We start from the raw sequence: 16582 nt of genomic DNA, 5'->3' as shown, positions 1-16582 counted from the left end.
TTAGTCTTGCTACCCTCATTAAAGTCCGCTGTATGAAGCAGCTGCCTGTAAAAAAACAAGGAGCCCAATTACAGGCTCCTTGTAATAGTTACTAATTTATTCACTCCAAAGTTTAACTCGCTCTTTTATCAGTTTAGAGTATTCATCATTCATCTTTTGCACATTAATTTTGTCCAGCTCAGCTAGGAATTCATCGTAAATTTTATCGAATTCCTCTGGTTTAGCAAGAATCGCTTGCGGAATATATTTCTTCATAAGATCTTGTGATTTTTGGAAAATTACGTTCGCTTCTGATGCAGTGTCAAAATTAATCGTCCAACCAGCACCATATTTACGCTCTGGGAATGCATCATCTGCAGGCCAGAAATCTTTATATACCGTTTTTCCATATGCCGCTAATGTTTTTTTATCTTCCTCTGAATAGTTTGCAATAATTTGCTCAGGGAAGTTTGTTGTAAAGTAATTCCCTGTTGAATCCAGCACACCGTCCCCGTAACGTGCAGATATAAAGTAATTGCCAATACCAGTTTCTTTCTTAAAGTTATTATTGTCGTTAGCTAATCGTTCACGAACCTCATCATAAAAAGTTCGCTTACCGTTTTCGTCAATATAATAGTGCTTACCTTCAATACCCCAGTTAACAAGAATTTGTCCTTCTTCAGATGCCAAATAATCAAGGAATTTAATGATGCGAACCGGATCTTTTGCATCAACGGTAATTCCAATTCCATAACCGCCTAAATAACCAGTGCCCATAAACGAAGCATCCTGATATTGTTCGTTAAGCGTGACAGGGAAGTTCGCATATGTTGCTCCGAATTTGCCTTCTGCTTTAAGCGCATTTTCCGCTTCAGCATAATCCCAATCTTGATCAATGATACCAATTACGCGACCTGAAGCGATTTTTGCTTTATATTGATCATACTTTTGAACAAATGATTCTTTATCTAATAGACCAATATCGTTCATATGATTTAACCAACGGAAATATTCTCGTTCCTCAGGACGTTGATAATGCATCATAACTTCATACGTCTCTTGATTGACATAAAACTCACCATCGTCAGGTGCACCAGTCGCATAAAATGCAGGATTGGTTACTGTAATAAGAATTTGCCATTCACCGCCATTAAGTGATAGACCGATACGCGGCTGACCATCCTCAGTAGTTGGATTTTGCTCTAAATAGGTTTTAATTGCATTTTCATAATCTTCTACTGTGCGAATTTCTGGATAGCCTAAAGCTTCAAGCACTTGATGCTGAATTTGAAAGCCACCGCCTGCATCAAAGTAAGTTTGACCTACACCAGCTAACGGTAATGTATAGATTGAAGGATCCTCTTCACTGTACACAAGACGATTGATGTATTCTCCATATACCTTCAAAATATTAGGTGCATGCTCTTCAAGCAATGGTCGAAGATCGAGCAGAGCGCCTGCATCTACTAATTTATTTACATTTCCTTTTGGCATAACAAGATCAGGGTATTCGTCACTTGCTACCATTAACGCAAACATATCTGCATCAGTACCGCCTACTGGAAACTCTTGCTCAATCGTAATTGCAAACTTCTCTTTAAGAAATTTACCAATGTCGCTTTCCATATTATCCCATTGTGGATTCACATCGCCAGATGCTAGCCGAATCGTCATCGGCTCAAGTGTTGATTCTTGTTCTGCATTAGTATTGTTTGTTACTGGATTGTTGTTACTTTTATTTCCGCAGGCTGCTAGCAATAACATAGTCATTGCTACTAATACGCTTAGACCTACCTTTACAGATTTCATAAATAGAGCCTCCCTTTTTTTAATCTATATATACTTGAGCGGTCGTTAATCGACCTTTCAGGACTACCTACCATCAGCAAAGAGCTTTATGCTTTAGTTAATACAAGCTTATCTAAGTTAAAGTTAGCTTTTTACAGCGCCCAATGTCATCCCTTTTACAAAATATTTTTGCAGGAATGGATATACAAACAAAATCGGTACAGTGACTACAATCGTAATCGCCATGCGAATCGACTCTGGTGAAACCGAAGCGATTAATTGCTGTGCATTCGGATCGCGATAGTTTGTATTTGCAGAGGTTGATTGCAGCACCTTCATTAGCTCGTATTGCAATGTTGTAAGCTGCGGTTTTTGATTGTTATATAAATAGGTATCGAACCAAGAATTCCAATGACCAACTGCAACAAACAATGCAATCGTAGCAAGTACAGGCGTGCATAGCGGAAAGATAACTTTCCAAAAAATAATCCAGTCATTAGCGCCATCAAGCTTTGCTGATTCTTGCAAAGCAAGCGGCAAGCCATCTATATAAGAGCGAATAATAAACACATTCCAAACACTTAATAATGCAGGTAATAAATATACCTCAAATGTCCCGATTAAGCCTAGATGTCTAATTAACATATATCCAGGAATTAATCCGCCAGAGAAGTACATCGTCATTGCAAATAGTGGCGACATCCACTTTCTAGCCTGAAAGTCTACACGACTGAGTGTGTAAGCAAGCATAGAAGAAGTTAATACCCCGATTGCGGTTCCTAACACTGTTCTTAGCACTGTATTGCGCAAGCCAGTTAATAACGTTTCGTATGCAAATATCGTTTTATAGTTTTCTAGTGTAAATTCTCGTGGAAAAATCGTAATTCCACCGCGTACAGTATCAATTGAATTGTTAAATGAAATCGCTAATACGTTAAGAAACGGATATAGCGTAACTATGCCAACCAATATCATGATGATAATATTAACATAATCAAAGACATAATCTGCAAATGATCGCTGCTTTAGCAAGCCCTTTTGCGTGCTCATCGTTAATCCTCCTAGATGACAGATTCCTTCGTAATCTTTTTATAGATGGAGTTGGCAAGGAATACGAGAATAATGCTCACAACTGAGTTAAAAATCCCGATGGCTGTACCGTAAGAATATCTGCTCAAGTTTATGCCGTAATTTAAGGCGTATAAATCTAAAACCTCTGCATAATCGTTAACGAGCGGGTTACTAAGTAAAAATTGCTTTTCGAAGCCAATACTGATTAAATGACCGATGGATAAAATAAACAGTACCATAAATGTTGTACGAATTCCCGGCAGCGTAATATGCCACATTCTTCTAAATCGTCCAGCTCCATCAACGGTTGCTGCCTCGTATAATTCAGGATCAATTCCTGCCATCGCCGCAAGGAAAATGATCGTATTCCATCCTGTTTCCTTCCATGCATCCGATACCGTTACGATGAACCAAAACCATTCCCCTTTTGCCATAAATTGAATTGGCTGTTCAATAAGATGAAGACTTAGCAGCAGTTCATTCACAGCTCCGCCGTCTGTAGACAGCATTTTAGTAACAATCCCCGATACTACAACCCATGAAACAAAATGAGGTAAATAAGCAATGGTTTGAATTGTCCGTTTAAAGATTTGGTTACGCAGCTCATTTAGCAATAAAGCAAAAATGATCGGTACTGTAAAGCCAACAATTAATCCCATCACGCTCATAGCTAGTGTATTGCGTAATACAAGATAAAAGCGCTCATCAGAAAATAACTCGATAAAATGCTTCAAGCCTACCCATTCTTGATCGAAAATCCCATTCCGTGGCCGATAGTTTTGAAAAGCCATCAACCATCCCCAAATCGGTACATAGCTGAAAATAATAATCCATACGACAAACGGCAAAGACATTAAGTATAAATATTTCTGCTGAAACATTTTGCGAAAAAAGTTAGTTTTTCTGGATGCTCCAACTGATTGAACCTTCATCGTAATTCCCCCTGATCATGCTGCTTTCAACATTTCACTTAGCAATTGATAATGTTATTCTAAAATAAATGTAAGCGCTCTAATACCTATAAAATTTGAGATAAAATCATATAACTTTATCACATTGTCAAATAAAAATAGAGCTATGTTATGCTAACCTTGCAGCTTAGCACAACATAGCTCCAATTAATGTACAGCTCAGTTATGTCAATTTTTGATACACTTTTTGACTAGCGTTTGGCTTGAATGCCGAAGGAGAAACTCCTTTATATTTTTTAAACTTGCTATGAAAATAATCCACATTCGCATAACCTACCATTTCTGCTACTTGATGCACCTTTTTCCCTTCTTGCAATCCAATAATAGCATGCTCAATTCGTACTCGATCAAGATAGGTATTAAAGCTTTCTCCCGTATAATTTTTAAATAATTTGCCCAAATAGCCGCTGTTATAATTAAAGATTTCCGACAATGTTTCAAGCCGCAACGGTTCCATATAATGACGCTCAATAAAATCTATCATCTGCTTAATGACCATCGTATTGCTGTTGTCGCTTATTTTAAGCCGATCAATAACAGCGTATAGCTTCTCCTGCAACTGATTTAACATAAGATGATTATGAAAAGCTAAATAAAGCTGAGTTACAAGCTTTAGTTCCTGCTCGAACTGCTGTTTTGGATAAAGCGAGCTAAGTCGATTAATAACAAAGGTCACTAATTGAGCCCAACTGTTTTTAACTTGTTGCTCGGACATCCCTAGCTCTTTTAACTCCATGTCGATCTCTTCAATTATATTTGCAAGAAGCTCTTTATTTCCGACATCAATACTGTATAACAGACGCTGGGCAGCTTGTTCAGTTGGGTATGCCAAGGAAGCTTCATCCAGTGATGGTTGCTTCTTCTGAAAGTCCTCCAATTGCTGCAATTCGTAGAGTTTGTTTTCATCTAAAAAGAATCTTTGCTGCAGCCACTGTTTTATTGCTGCAATTTGCTTATACAAGCTTACAGGCTCGTTGCATTCATCACTCATCAGAGCGACAAAATAAACCTGAGCGCCACATGAATGCTCGATCATACTGGTAAGTCGTTCTCGCTTATAGCTGCTCATTTCAATTCCTTGCAGCAATATCATAATATAAGCTTCACATAAAAACACTTCTCCTAGGCATTGCTGTTTAGCCAGTTTTGAAAGTTGTTGCTTAATCTGATGAGTTATCGTTAATGAGTGCTCACGGCTATACGTATCGATTAAAATTAAGCGAATTTGCTTTGGTTCGCTTTGAAACAGTATTTTCCAATGCTCAGAGCTAAGTTCGGCTTCTACTAATTGCTGATTAACCAGCCCTTTTAACCATTCATCCTTTAATAATTGCACTGATTGGGAGTTTAATTCCTGCTCGCGTTTACGTTTAAGCAAATCCTTTTTAATTTTTTCAACATATTCCGTTAATTCTTCTTCATCAATTGGCTTTAACACATAACCATCAATTCGATATTTAATCGCCTTCTGCGCATATTCAAATTCACCATAGCCGCTTAAAATTAATATTCTACAATCCGCTCCAGAGGCGCGAAGTTCATGAATCGTTTGCAGTCCATCCATCATTGGCATCCGAATATCAAGCAGTATAAGATCTGGCTTATACTCGTTAAATTTCTCTAGAGCCTCTATACCGTTGCTAGCACTTGTACATACTTCAAATTGATAGCTTTCCCAGTCAATTAATGATTGTAGTCCTTGTCTAATCATGGGTTCGTCATCAACAATCATAACTTTAAACATCAATTACACCTCCCAGCTTCAATACAAAGGAAACGGTTGTGCCCTCACCTGGCTTAGAATGAATCGATAATGCTGCGCTTTGACCATACAATGAAATTAATCGTTGATGGACATTTCGCAAGCCAATTCTTGCTCCTTCTACCTCGTCCTGTTGGTTAATCATTTCGATTACTTGTCTTAGGCGATCCTCATTCATCCCTGATCCATTGTCTGAAATAGAGACAACTAGTTCGTTATGTTCATATCGAATTTGCAAAACGATTTTTCCTTCCTCCATCACCTGATCCAGACCATGTACAACTGCATTTTCCACGATTGGCTGAATAAGCAATGGCGGCAGCTTAATTGATAACGCTTCCTCATCAATGTTCATTTCATAAGTTAATCGTTCCTGTCCAAATCGAAATTGCTGTATTGCTAGATAATAAGTGATTACTTCAATTTCATCTGATAGCTTAATATAACCTGAACCAACTTCCAAATTTTTGCGAATCAGCTTACCTAGCATTCGAACAATATTGGCTAGCTCTTTATCCCCTTTTAAATGAGCATGCATACGGATTGACTCCAGTGCATTAAACAAAAAATGAGGGTTAATTTGACTAGCCATCATTTTCAACTTTATTTCTCCTTGACGCAGTTGCAATTGATTGCGCTGATGCTCTGTAACTCGCACACGCTCCATTAACTCGCGAATGCTGCTAACCATATTGTTAAATTGGCGCGCTAGCAAACCTACCTCATCGTTACCTGAAATATTTGAAGTTACATTTAAATTACCAGTGCCAAGCTTATGAATATTTTTAACAAGCGATAAAATTCTTTTTGATAAAAGTGAAGAGGTTGCGTAAATTAAAATCATCGACAGCAGCAAGCTAATGGCAATAATCATTGCTCCCTGCCTAGAAATGCGATTTGCCCCTTCAACAATGCTTTCAATTGTAAATATAGACATTATTTTTATGCTATTCTGACTATACTGTGGACGCAGCTCTTCTACAATAATTCGAGAAGGCTCATTGTCGATATTCATTTCATATTGTCCTACTTCCCAGCCATTGCGTCCTTCGGCAAAATCAAGCTCTGTGAGCTTTTTGCCGACAAGCGTTTGGTCTTTTGCAGCGATAATAATGTCCTCACTGTCAAAAATATAGGTATCAAAGGTTTCCTGACGAACAATATTTTGCAAGGAATCTGGATTAATGTTCATTACTAATAAGCCTTTAGTGCGATAAAGAGGAAACTCGACCTTGCGAACGAGTGTTAAATACTTATTATTTTTTTTCGTTTCATCAGCAATATAACCCCAATAAATTAGTCCGCTTTGATTGCTGTATTCATACCATGGAGAATCAGTAATATCCTTAGTAATCTGAATAAACTCCCAGTTATTTAGTAAGGTTGGATTATCCATATAAAAGCGAATATTAAATATTTCACTATACAGCTTAATATATTCTCTAAAGCTGCGATAATTTTGATAAGCTTCAACCACCTCATAAGTATTTTCAAAATGCGTATTTGAAATTCTTGATAAATCTGCGTCGCTCATAAGCATGCCTGAAATATCAATCGGTCGTTGAAGCACTTCCTCAAGCTGAAGCTTTATCCTTTCCACATTGTTATACGATTGCTCAGTTGCTTGATCTAAGACATGATTACGGAACTGCTCTGTTAAATACAGTCCAACGATAACAATTGGTACAAATGCTACGACAATATAGGAAATAAACAGCTTCTTTTTCAAACGGATATTATCTAGCAGCTGGAACAGCTTTTGAAGCGGTTTCAATAACATGTTGCCTACCCTCTTTTTTTAAAATAAGTCTGCTTGTTTATCCGTATCATACCATTAAAGTATCGTATGAGTAACATTGCTGAACACTATCTTTATTGAAGATCTTTTCATATAAAAATTCGTTTTTTATAAAAAAAGACATCTCGATCAATCAAATTGATGAGACGCCTTTTTCCTTCAAACCCATTTTTCTGTTAATCCAAAAATTATATTCTGCACCTGCATATTATCCAATGAACTAGCTTTGATGAGTACAATAAGAGATAACTGCTGCCACACATAGCAGCGCGTACATAATAAGAGAGATAATCCGTGTCGTTCTTCTGCTCATATAGCATTTTCCCCTCTCTATGTGTTACCACTAAATATATGTGTTTACCTTCACATTTAAGCCCTGTTTGCATATGTGAAGCTGCATGGTAAGCGTTTTACTTCAGCTCACTTTCATGTTAATATATAATAATATGCTTATCTTTAAATGGTTCTTAGCTTACCGAAATTTCCTTTTTCCTCCTCCTACAAAATCAATAAAAATCAGTAAAAATTGCATAAGCTAAATCAATCGTAGTAAGTTATACTTCTTGGAGGTCATCATGAATTTATTAATACGTAATCGCGGAGCAGTTCTGCTTTTGATGATTAACATTTTTATCGTCTTCATGGGGATTGGCTTAGTCATTCCAATTCTGCCAAAGTTTATGGAGCTGTTAAATATTGACGGCAGTACAATTGGCCTTATGGTTGCAGTGTTTTCTTTATCACAGTTATTGTTCTCACCAATTGCCGGTCGATTGTCAGATCGGGTTGGTCGCAAGCCAATTATTATTATCGGCATGCTTGTTTTTGCCGTTTCTGAATGGATGTTCGGTGCTGCAAATTCTACTTTTATTTTATTTGCAGCACGTATTTTAGGAGGGGGTGGAGCAGCGCTTATTATGCCTGCTGTTCTAGCTTATGCGGCTGATGTGACAACTGCTCAGGAACGAGGACAAGGTATGGGGTTTATTAATGCCGCAATAACAACAGGTTTTATTATCGGGCCTGGAGTTGGCGGAATACTAGCTCAGCTTGGTGTGCGAGCTCCATTTTACGGTGCAGCCATTGCAGGTTTATTGGCAGCAACAATAACGTTTTTATTGTTGCCTCATGCACAAAAAGTAGAGGAAGAAAGCCATGCTCCCGCTGAACATGATGATAAGCAAAACTTGCCGCTATGGAAGCAGCTTGCTTTGTCAGTAAGAGAGCCTTATTTTTTCAGTTTAATCATTATTTTTATCGTTAGCTTTGGCCTTGCCAACTATGAAACAATCTTTACTTTATTTATGGATGATAAGTTTGGCTTCAGTACTCTTGATATTGCTTATATTATTACATTTGGTTCCATTGCTGGAGCAGTCGTACAAGCTACTATCTTCGGTCGTATTCTCAATCGCTTTGGCGAATTTAAAGTAATTGCCCTTTGCTTGCTTAGCGCAGCAATTTTTGTTGTATTGACATTATTTGTACATAAGTACTGGCTCATTTTCGCAGTTACGTTCCTTGTATTTTTATCTATGGATATATTGCGACCAGCACTTGGCACATTAATGTCAAAAATGACGATTAGCCAGCAAGGCTATGTAGCTGGTCTCAATTCCGCATATACAAGTTTAGGAAATATTCTCGGACCAATTGTTGCAGGTGCACTTTACGATATAGACATTGACTATCCGTATTGGGTATCGGGACTCGTCTTGTTCATCTGTTTCATCATTTCACTAGCGACAGGTCGTAAATATTTAACAGCCCCTAAACAAAATTACTCTGAATAAAACTAGGAGTAGACAGCCCCTTCAAGGCTATCTACTCCTTCTTTATCTACGTATAAACCCCTTACTTTGCAGAAAAGGTAAAATGTTATCTCTTTGTTTTCCCTCTAATCTTTTCTTCATTGCCTCTGTCCAGCTAAACTGCTGCTTACCATTGCTGCGTTTGAATGTATACTCCTGCATAAGTTCATCATATTGAGCAACCAAATCTTTCTGTTTTCTTGCATCGTATCCATTTTCATGAAGTATAGCTGCTAGCGGCAAGCGCGGTCTTAAAATTGGCTCTTCTGCTGGATAGCCAATACACATCCCAAACAACGGATAAACATATGGTGGAAGCTGTAGCAATTCGCTTGCTTTCACAATATCGTTGCGTATGCCACCGACATACAAAATGCCTAACCCCATTGATTCAGCAGCTATTGCACTATTTTGGGCCGCAAGTGCAACATCAACCGTACTAACGATAAAGTTCTCCGTCAGCTCTAAATAATTGCTTTCACCATTAGCAGGATGATTTGTCGCTAACTTAATACGTGATAAATCTGCACACCAAACAAGAAACTCTGGCGCTTCTACAATATGCATTTGTTGACCGCTAAGCTCGGCAAATTGCTCGCGCAGCTTAGCATCCTTAATACGGATAACACTGTAAGCTTGCATATTGCTGGAGGTTGAAGCTTGCTGCCCCGCTGCTATAATTTGATGCAACTGTTCATCCGTTACTTTTCGCTCACTATATTTACGAATTGAACGATGCTCCATAAGTAATTGAATCACTTCATTCATCTTAATTCCACCTTTATTTTGATGTTACACAATAGTTTAAAGCATGATTTGCACAAGTAGCAATAAAAAACCACCCTCCTATTCGGAAGGTGGCGAGCAATCCCTTCGTTTGGTCCATTGTTTATATAAATTATGAGAAAAGGTCGATATGGCTGCAGTAAGAATTCCTTGGACAATCCCATCAAAAACAGAATCAGTTATAATTAAGCCTCCTGCAACGGCTACTAACATATTAATATAAGGGATTAGCCAATCCGATAACTTAGGAGTCATCTTCATTACCCAGCCTAAAAAAATAAGGACTGGAATTAAGATGAGCATTTCTGGCTCAATATATTGCTTTATCATTGCATATAGCTCATCCTCGAGGATCATATTTCCCCCTCCTACTAATCTAATGCACTAATACTATACGATATGTATATCACATAAAGCTTGTACATTAGATTAGTCTAGAATAAGCTAATATGCTTTAGCGAATGAAAAGTTGTTAAACTAATGCTCATAATACGAGGGTATTCTATTTGGCCCCTAAGCTAGGTTCTCTTCCGGATGAACATAGTAGCAAATATCAAGAATGACATTCCCCTCTTCGTCTTGCTCAAAAAATCTTGGGCAACAATATCGTTCAAATGCCCAAACCGCCCCTTGTTCATCCAACTTTATTTTTAGTCCTTGTTTAGCAAGCTCCTCAACGCATTTTTCTTCTTTACCATAAATATCCGGTTCCTTGCCTTTAACCCAGCTTACGCCTAACTCTGCGGCAGGCAATTGAATTTCCTCTAAACCATCTGGTGTTTTTGTCTCGGGAGGAACAAATCTTCCAATATAATAACGAAACGGTTCTCCTTCCTTACAGCGCATATATCCGATACAAGCTTCCCCGTCTTCAAAGAACGCTTTAGCTGCCTCTTTTCCCCCAACTGCTTCATCAATTATATCTTCCCATCCTTCTCCTAGCCACTTCTCCCAGCAAGCACCAAAGCTTCCGTTAACACGGTCTTCATCTCCATATTTTTTGCCGATAAATTTAGTTGCAGGGACCGACTGACGATATACCTTTACAATCTCAACCATTTCGATTCCTCCATACAATTTGATTTGTGGTAAATACCTTATGCAAGAAAAGGCACATACTGCATAATGTTATTATAGAACATATGTTCTATTTTTACAATATTTGCTTAAAAATAAAGAAGATGTTTAAACTGTTATTTGTTTAAACATCTTCCTTCATTCACTTTATCTCTTATCAACAATAAGCGCTACTTGCTGCTTCACAGTATACGTATCCTTTAAATGTTCTTCTTTTAACGCACCGACTTTTAATAAGCTAGTAATCTTTCCTTGGTCGGGCTTAGAGAGCATTCGCCAAAGTTGAGGATCAGGCAAAGCATTATAGAGTAAGTTTTCATGATATTCCTTTCGTTCCGATACGATCATTTTCACTCTATAGTTGCCAAAGGTTTGCTCAGTCGCTTGTTCTTGATTCATATGCTCAACAATTTGCTCCTTTAGTTCGGCAAGCTCTTGTTCAATCTGCTTATTCTTTTGCTTAAGCTGATAATAGCGAGCAATTAGCTTATTCATTAGATCACTCCTTACTATAGCATGCTGGAAACAAACGGCTTTAGGACAATCATATGAATAAACTGCTCACAACATTCCTTATTCTTCCTTCTTTTCTTATAATTCATGAAAATAATAAGCTTAGAACCAATTTTTCACGATTGGTTCATACACCCCATAAAGTAATCCATACAATATCGCGCCAACTACTGCACCAATTAATGCACCATTAACACGAATCCGCTGTAAATCTACTTCAACCTTACTTTCGATAAACTGAACAAGTCTATCCTCAGAGAAAGTATCTAACGTGCTGCGCACCACTTTCCCAATTACAGCATGCTCCTGTTCAATGAGATGAGAAAGAAAATCTTGCAAGGCATGTTCTACCAATTGCTGTGAACGCTCATCAGATTTAAACCAGAGCCAATATTGGTGAATTAATCGTGCCACCCATTTTTGCAATAGAGTCGTTTCATAGTGGCTAATTTCTCTCTTAACTGGGTTTAGCTGAGCGAAAAGCGCAGTAAGCAACTGTTGAATCAATGGAGAAAGGGATAGTTGCTCCAGCAGTTGCTTCTTCCATTGCTCAAGTCTTTCGCTCGCCTCATCCGACTCAAGCACATCGACAAGATTGTATAGCTGGCGCTGCAAAAGCACTCTTAGCTCATGGTCATGATCTTTAAGCTGTGCTAGTAACAACAATAGATCACGATAAATAACATCAGCTGCATCATCAAGGTTAACTGCATCTGCTGCCTGAGCAAATGAAAATAGTGCCTTTGTCAGCCAGCCCCCTCCACTTCTGTCTAACATTTTATCTTTTTCAGATTCCAGCAACTTTTTAATGCCGGGCTTTACATCGCTATAAAGTGCTCGCTTTTGCAGCGCATTTACCGCATAATCAAGCAATTGCTGATCATAACCCTTTTTTAATAAGTAAGCTAATCCGTTACTAAGAGTAGGCGCAAGCTTCCGCTTTTGTACCGCCTGCTTTAAGCTATCTTCAATACCGCTAGCAGTTGCTTCAATATTAATATTCTTCATTAACAAAGGTAATATTTTTCGTATTAGCTGCTCAGAAAATTTTATATTCCACTTTTTATCTAACAGGGTAATCAGCAATGAAGTAAAGTTAATTTTTTTTAGTTGCTCAGCAATCATTTGCTTATTTAATAATTGCTGCTCGACAAGTTGCACTACCCCATCTATTAGCTTGTCGCGATTTCGCGGTACAATTGCGGTATGCGGAATCCAGCGCATGCCTAATGGATGACGAAACAAAGCTGTAACCGCAAACCAATCGGCCAGCGCACCAACCATCCCTGCCTCAGCAATAAACAGCATTGCCTTTGCCCACCAAGGATGATCTAACGACCAATTAACAATTAACGCAACGACAAATAAAATAGCTAGCAACAGCAGGCTAATATTCGCTTTTTTTCTCATCGTCATGATAACAGTCCTCCAATTAACTCCTGTAGCACATAAAGCAGCATTCCGATAAGAGAGCCAACTAGCGTACCGTTTAAGCGGATAAATTGCAAATCTTTACCTGCTTTCTCTTGAACTAGCTCGATCAGTTGCTCAGTATCAAATTGGTCTAGCTTATTACGAACTAATGTACCGATATAATTATGATTACGTTCCACAAAAGTGATTAACGAAGCAACAATATAATCATTAAGTTGGTTAAGCAGCTCTGTTCGACTAGCAAAATGCTGCAGAAGTTCATCAAACTTATGACCTAGCCAAAGCTTTAATTGACTTTCCGAACCTTCTAACTCTGCTTTTTGCAGCTGAGCTAGCAAGCTTTCTTTCCACTCAGCAAGCTTTTCATCAGTAAATAAACGTTGCAATAAAACTTGAGTTGCTGTTTGCATACGCGTATTCCAAAGCTTAGCCTTCTCGTCCGATTGCTCCAGGCTATCTAGCAGATCCGCCACCATTTGACGCAGTTTATTGTTCCACTCATGCTTGCCTTGCTCTAAATCAGTAAGTGTTTGCTCTGCAATACTTATAATCTTAACAGATAGCTCGTCTGCATTAAGACCAGCTATACTATTAACAAATTGTCTGCTTTTTTTATTCTGCTCATAGGAACGAAGAGCTGTAGCAATAAATTCATAAATAAATTGCTTAACTGCAGGTTGTTCGATAAATTGCTTTAGTTGCTTACTTAATACTCGAACTACGACTTCATCTCGCCCATCACTGATTAACCAACGCAATAGCTTTGCTATCAATGTAACTGGCTCCGTATTACGTAAGCCTTCTGCAAATAACCGTTTAAGTGATAGACTTAATACTGCAGGGTTGGCAAGCTTAAGCAGATCGACAATTAAATTTGCGCTCAGCTCTCTAATCGCTTGTCGCCCATTTGTGCTCGTAATATAATTTGCTAACGTTTGAATCGCATTGTATTGCCCAAGCTGTTTTGCAATCATTTCTTTAGATAATAGTTCGTGCTCAACCATATCAACTAACTCGTCAATTAGCCTTTGACGATTACGAGCGATAATATTCGTTCCCATCCAAGTAGGCCATGGTATACGCAGCGGCTGACCAAATAAGGCACTTACGGCAAATGAATCCGCCAAACCTCCGATAGTCGCAGCAGTGCATGCAGCAAGCAGCAATCCGCCTATAAAATAATCTTGAAATGGAAAGCAAATAAACATACCGATGACCGCTGTAATAATTAATCCATTTACACGCTGTTTTAAGCTTAATTTCATGTAAGTACTCCTATAATGTAATAATATTGATATTATACTATCCTTTTTTTACTAAAGCATCCCTCGGAATGCAATTAAAAAAAGTACAGCAGGGTACTATGAGAAAGAAGGACTATTTGAATGAGTCAATTAGATGAAGTAAAAATATTATTAGTCGATGATGAAGAAAATATTTTACAATTTTTAGAGCTTGGTTTAAGCAATGAAGGGGCTACAATTGCGACTGCTAGTAATGGTATTGAAGCAATCGAAGTCGCTAGTACATTTAAACCGCATATTGTTATTCTTGATATAATGATGCCGGGCATAGATGGATTTGAAACTTGTCAACAGCTTAAAGCTAGCGGAGATGAAATGGCGATCATTATTCTAAGTGCGAAGGATGATGTCTCAGATCGCGTACAGGGACTAAGACTTGGAGCTGATGATTATTTAGTTAAGCCATTTAGCTTCTCAGAACTGCTTGCACGAATTCATGCACGAATTCGCAATCAATTTCCTATGCTGCTTAGCTCTGTTAAATACGGTGATTTTACATTAAATGACCGACGTAAAGAAATAAAGCTGCATGATCATGTATTGGAGCTATCGCCAACTGAATATGAACTATTAAAGCTACTGCTCGTTCATAACGGCTCGGTTTTAAGTAAAGCAGCTATACTAGATAAAGTATGGGGCTATGATTTTGGCGGAGAACAAAATATTGTTGAAGTTTATGTCCGCTCTTTACGTGAAAAATTAGGAGATAAAGAGCATCGTCTCATCCGAACGTTGCGCGGTGCTGGATACAGGTTGGATTTAGAATGAAACGATGGAAAGCAACTTTACGTGGTCAATTAACCTCAATTACGCTGTTTATTATTGCCTTTTTGCTTATGCTAGTAGGTGTACTGCAGTACACCTTTATGAAAGACTTCCTATATAATAATAAGGCTGAAGCCGTGCTTGCCCAAATTCGTGCTTGGCCGCCTGATCCGTTTTTTCTTTCAAATTTGAATGAGCTGGATGAAAAACGCAATCCTCCGGATGGCAAATCTCCAAATCGCCCGATTATTTTTCAGACTGATATGATCGTTAACCTTGTATCAAAAAATGGAGAGCAAACGATGCTAACTGATCATAGCGTTGATGCCTTGCCATTAATTAGTAAGCAAGACTATGAAGCGATCTTTAAGCAAAAGCGTCATAAACCTCAAGCTCGCTACTACTTATATGATGACGCAAACGGTAATACGTATATGGTGTTATTCCGTGAATCCGGTAAAGTTAGTAAAAATGATACAATGCTGCAAGTAAATGTTGACTTACGTCCGTTAGAGCGTCAACTTTACACACAGCTTGCAATATATAGCGGTATCGCACTTTTTGCTTTGTTAGCAGGCTTTTTCCTTATGCTGCTCAGCTTACGCAAGGCGCTAAAGCCGCTTCATCGCATGATTGATGCCGTTAAACGCACTAATGTGGAAAATCTAACAGAGCAGTTACCGCCAATGCAGATAGAAGAGCTAAACCAGCTTGCAGAAGCTTATAATAATATGCTTAGAAGATTAGATAAAGCGTTTGAATCTGAACGAAGAAGCAATGAACGAATGAGACAATTTATTGCTGATGCCTCGCATGAACTGCGTACGCCAATTACATCCATTCACGGATTTATCGAGGTGTTGCAACGAGGTGCAATGAACCATCCAAAACAACTTGAAATGTCATTAAAAGCGATGGAGCAGGAATCGACGAGAATGAAAAGTTTAGTAGAAAGCTTACTTCAGCTAGCCAAGCTAGATAATCAAGAAGCTAATGTCAAAGAGCTGCAGCCGATTGAGCTTGTTCCATTAATTCAAGAAATGCTATTCCAGCTTGAGCTAATGGCTGGAAAGCGAAAAATTTCGTTTAATGTTACTGAACAGGATCACGCTAAACTGCAAATCCTTGGTAACGCTCATCAAATTCAGCAAGTAATTTTGAATTTGGTTAGTAATGCCGTTCAACATACTGATCCTGAAAAAGGCAGCATTATTATTTCTTTAGAGCATAAAGGTGAGCAGCTCTTCCTTTCTGTTGCAGACAATGGAATCGGCATTTCCGAAGAACATCAGCATAAAATATTCCAGCGTTTTTTTAGAATTGATAAAGCCCGTTCAAGAACAGTAGGTGGTGCTGGGTTAGGTCTTGCGATTAGCAAAATGATCATTGAGCAGCATCAAGGACAAATTTCTGTACAAAGCTCGTTAGGAAATGGAACGATCTTTATCATATGCTTCCCGCTCCTTCGAAGCAATTAACGATTTCAAAAATAAAGTGGTGTGTTCAGAAACAGTCTAGTGCTT

The 16582-nt window shown here is 38.3% G+C and carries 14 protein-coding genes; 3 read left to right on the top strand and 11 right to left on the bottom strand.

The genetic code is table 11. The features are described 5' to 3' along the window. Positions 1-96 precede the first annotated feature (96 nt). The 5 genes from AC2TDL_RS16890 to AC2TDL_RS16870 all read right to left on the bottom strand — a co-directional run bounded on the left by AC2TDL_RS16890 (position 97) and on the right by AC2TDL_RS16870 (position 7300). Entirely contained in the window at positions 97-1788 is a 1692-nt protein-coding gene (locus tag AC2TDL_RS16890) for an ABC transporter substrate-binding protein (protein WP_484697229.1), read from the bottom strand. Positions 1789-1911: 123 nt separating this feature from the next. Continuing rightward, the gene (locus AC2TDL_RS16885; RefSeq protein WP_484697228.1) at positions 1912-2817 is read right to left on the bottom strand and encodes a carbohydrate ABC transporter permease; all 906 of its coding nucleotides are present in this window, start codon (positions 2815-2817) and stop codon (positions 1912-1914) included. Positions 2818-2828: 11 nt separating this feature from the next. Next, positions 2829-3770: an ABC transporter permease gene (locus AC2TDL_RS16880; protein ID WP_484697227.1), complete on the bottom strand. Its 942-nt coding sequence runs from the start codon at positions 3768-3770 to the stop codon at positions 2829-2831. A 202-nt stretch (positions 3771-3972) separates the two neighbouring features. Next, positions 3973-5553: a response regulator transcription factor gene (locus AC2TDL_RS16875; protein WP_484697226.1), complete on the bottom strand. Its 1581-nt coding sequence runs from the start codon at positions 5551-5553 to the stop codon at positions 3973-3975. After that, positions 5546-7300, bottom strand: coding sequence for a cache domain-containing sensor histidine kinase (locus AC2TDL_RS16870; RefSeq protein ID WP_484697225.1), 1755 nt, complete (start codon positions 7298-7300; stop codon positions 5546-5548). The genes AC2TDL_RS16875 and AC2TDL_RS16870 overlap by 8 nt, the downstream gene beginning before the upstream one ends. Before the next feature lie 644 nt (positions 7301-7944). Here AC2TDL_RS16870 and AC2TDL_RS16865 point away from each other — a divergent pair. Next, the gene (locus AC2TDL_RS16865; RefSeq protein WP_484697224.1) at positions 7945-9162 is read left to right on the top strand and encodes an MFS transporter; all 1218 of its coding nucleotides are present in this window, start codon (positions 7945-7947) and stop codon (positions 9160-9162) included. Between the two features lie 42 nt (positions 9163-9204). On the opposite strand, the gene nfsA is transcribed toward AC2TDL_RS16865, so the two are convergent. From nfsA to AC2TDL_RS16835, 6 genes are all read right to left on the bottom strand, one after another. Then, complete coding sequence (gene nfsA, locus AC2TDL_RS16860) at positions 9205-9948, bottom strand: oxygen-insensitive NADPH nitroreductase (protein ID WP_484697223.1); 744 nt, start codon at positions 9946-9948, stop codon at positions 9205-9207. Between the two features lie 78 nt (positions 9949-10026). Continuing rightward, a complete protein-coding gene (locus AC2TDL_RS16855; RefSeq protein ID WP_484697222.1) occupies positions 10027-10323 on the bottom strand; it encodes a phage holin family protein in 297 nt (98 codons plus the stop codon). Between the two features lie 156 nt (positions 10324-10479). Continuing rightward, positions 10480-11025 (bottom strand): hypothetical protein, encoded by a 546-nt coding sequence (locus tag AC2TDL_RS16850; RefSeq protein WP_484697221.1) that lies wholly within the window; start codon positions 11023-11025, stop codon positions 10480-10482. Between the two features lie 165 nt (positions 11026-11190). Next, positions 11191-11538 (bottom strand): hypothetical protein, encoded by a 348-nt coding sequence (locus AC2TDL_RS16845; protein ID WP_484697220.1) that lies wholly within the window; start codon positions 11536-11538, stop codon positions 11191-11193. A gap of 120 nt (positions 11539-11658) precedes the next feature. Continuing rightward, positions 11659-12972, bottom strand: a complete 1314-nt coding sequence (locus AC2TDL_RS16840; protein WP_484697219.1) for a DUF445 domain-containing protein — start codon at positions 12970-12972, stop codon at positions 11659-11661. Then, entirely contained in the window at positions 12969-14255 is a 1287-nt protein-coding gene (locus tag AC2TDL_RS16835; protein ID WP_484697218.1) for a DUF445 domain-containing protein, read from the bottom strand. Before AC2TDL_RS16835 ends, AC2TDL_RS16840 begins: the two co-directional genes overlap by 4 nt. 120 nt (positions 14256-14375) lie before the next feature. On the opposite strand from AC2TDL_RS16835, the gene AC2TDL_RS16830 reads away from it, so the two are divergent. Next, the gene (locus tag AC2TDL_RS16830; protein ID WP_484697217.1) at positions 14376-15062 is read left to right on the top strand and encodes a response regulator transcription factor; all 687 of its coding nucleotides are present in this window, start codon (positions 14376-14378) and stop codon (positions 15060-15062) included. Next, positions 15059-16537 carry a sensor histidine kinase gene (locus AC2TDL_RS16825; protein ID WP_484697216.1) on the top strand — a complete coding sequence of 493 codons (1479 nt, stop codon included), beginning with the start codon at positions 15059-15061 and terminating at the stop codon, positions 16535-16537. Before AC2TDL_RS16830 ends, AC2TDL_RS16825 begins: the two co-directional genes overlap by 4 nt. The last annotated feature ends 45 nt before the right edge of the window (positions 16538-16582 follow it).

This window comes from Paenibacillus sp. plas6, assembly GCF_057221655.1.
The sequence above is the reverse complement of the archived record's forward strand: the minus strand, read 5'-3'. Positions and strand labels throughout refer to the sequence as shown.

Excerpts from the sequence above, each read along its gene's own strand:
- AC2TDL_RS16890 (WP_484697229.1), bottom strand. The coding sequence starts at position 1,788 with ATGAAATCTGTAAAGGTAGGTCTAAGCGTATTAGTAGCAATGACTATG.
- AC2TDL_RS16885 (WP_484697228.1), bottom strand. The coding sequence starts at position 2,817 with ATGAGCACGCAAAAGGGCTTGCTAAAGCAGCGATCATTTGCAGATTAT.
- AC2TDL_RS16880 (WP_484697227.1), bottom strand. The coding sequence starts at position 3,770 with ATGAAGGTTCAATCAGTTGGAGCATCCAGAAAAACTAACTTTTTTCGC.
- AC2TDL_RS16875 (WP_484697226.1), bottom strand. The coding sequence starts at position 5,553 with ATGTTTAAAGTTATGATTGTTGATGACGAACCCATGATTAGACAAGGA.
- AC2TDL_RS16865 (WP_484697224.1), top strand. The coding sequence starts at position 7,945 with ATGAATTTATTAATACGTAATCGCGGAGCAGTTCTGCTTTTGATGATT.
- nfsA (WP_484697223.1), bottom strand. The coding sequence starts at position 9,948 with ATGAATGAAGTGATTCAATTACTTATGGAGCATCGTTCAATTCGTAAA.
- AC2TDL_RS16855 (WP_484697222.1), bottom strand. The coding sequence starts at position 10,323 with ATGATCCTCGAGGATGAGCTATATGCAATGATAAAGCAATATATTGAG.
- AC2TDL_RS16850 (WP_484697221.1), bottom strand. The coding sequence starts at position 11,025 with ATGGTTGAGATTGTAAAGGTATATCGTCAGTCGGTCCCTGCAACTAAA.
- AC2TDL_RS16845 (WP_484697220.1), bottom strand. The coding sequence starts at position 11,538 with ATGAATAAGCTAATTGCTCGCTATTATCAGCTTAAGCAAAAGAATAAG.
- AC2TDL_RS16840 (WP_484697219.1), bottom strand. The coding sequence starts at position 12,972 with ATGACGATGAGAAAAAAAGCGAATATTAGCCTGCTGTTGCTAGCTATT.
- AC2TDL_RS16835 (WP_484697218.1), bottom strand. The coding sequence starts at position 14,255 with ATGAAATTAAGCTTAAAACAGCGTGTAAATGGATTAATTATTACAGCG.
- AC2TDL_RS16830 (WP_484697217.1), top strand. The coding sequence starts at position 14,376 with ATGAGTCAATTAGATGAAGTAAAAATATTATTAGTCGATGATGAAGAA.
- AC2TDL_RS16825 (WP_484697216.1), top strand. The coding sequence starts at position 15,059 with ATGAAACGATGGAAAGCAACTTTACGTGGTCAATTAACCTCAATTACG.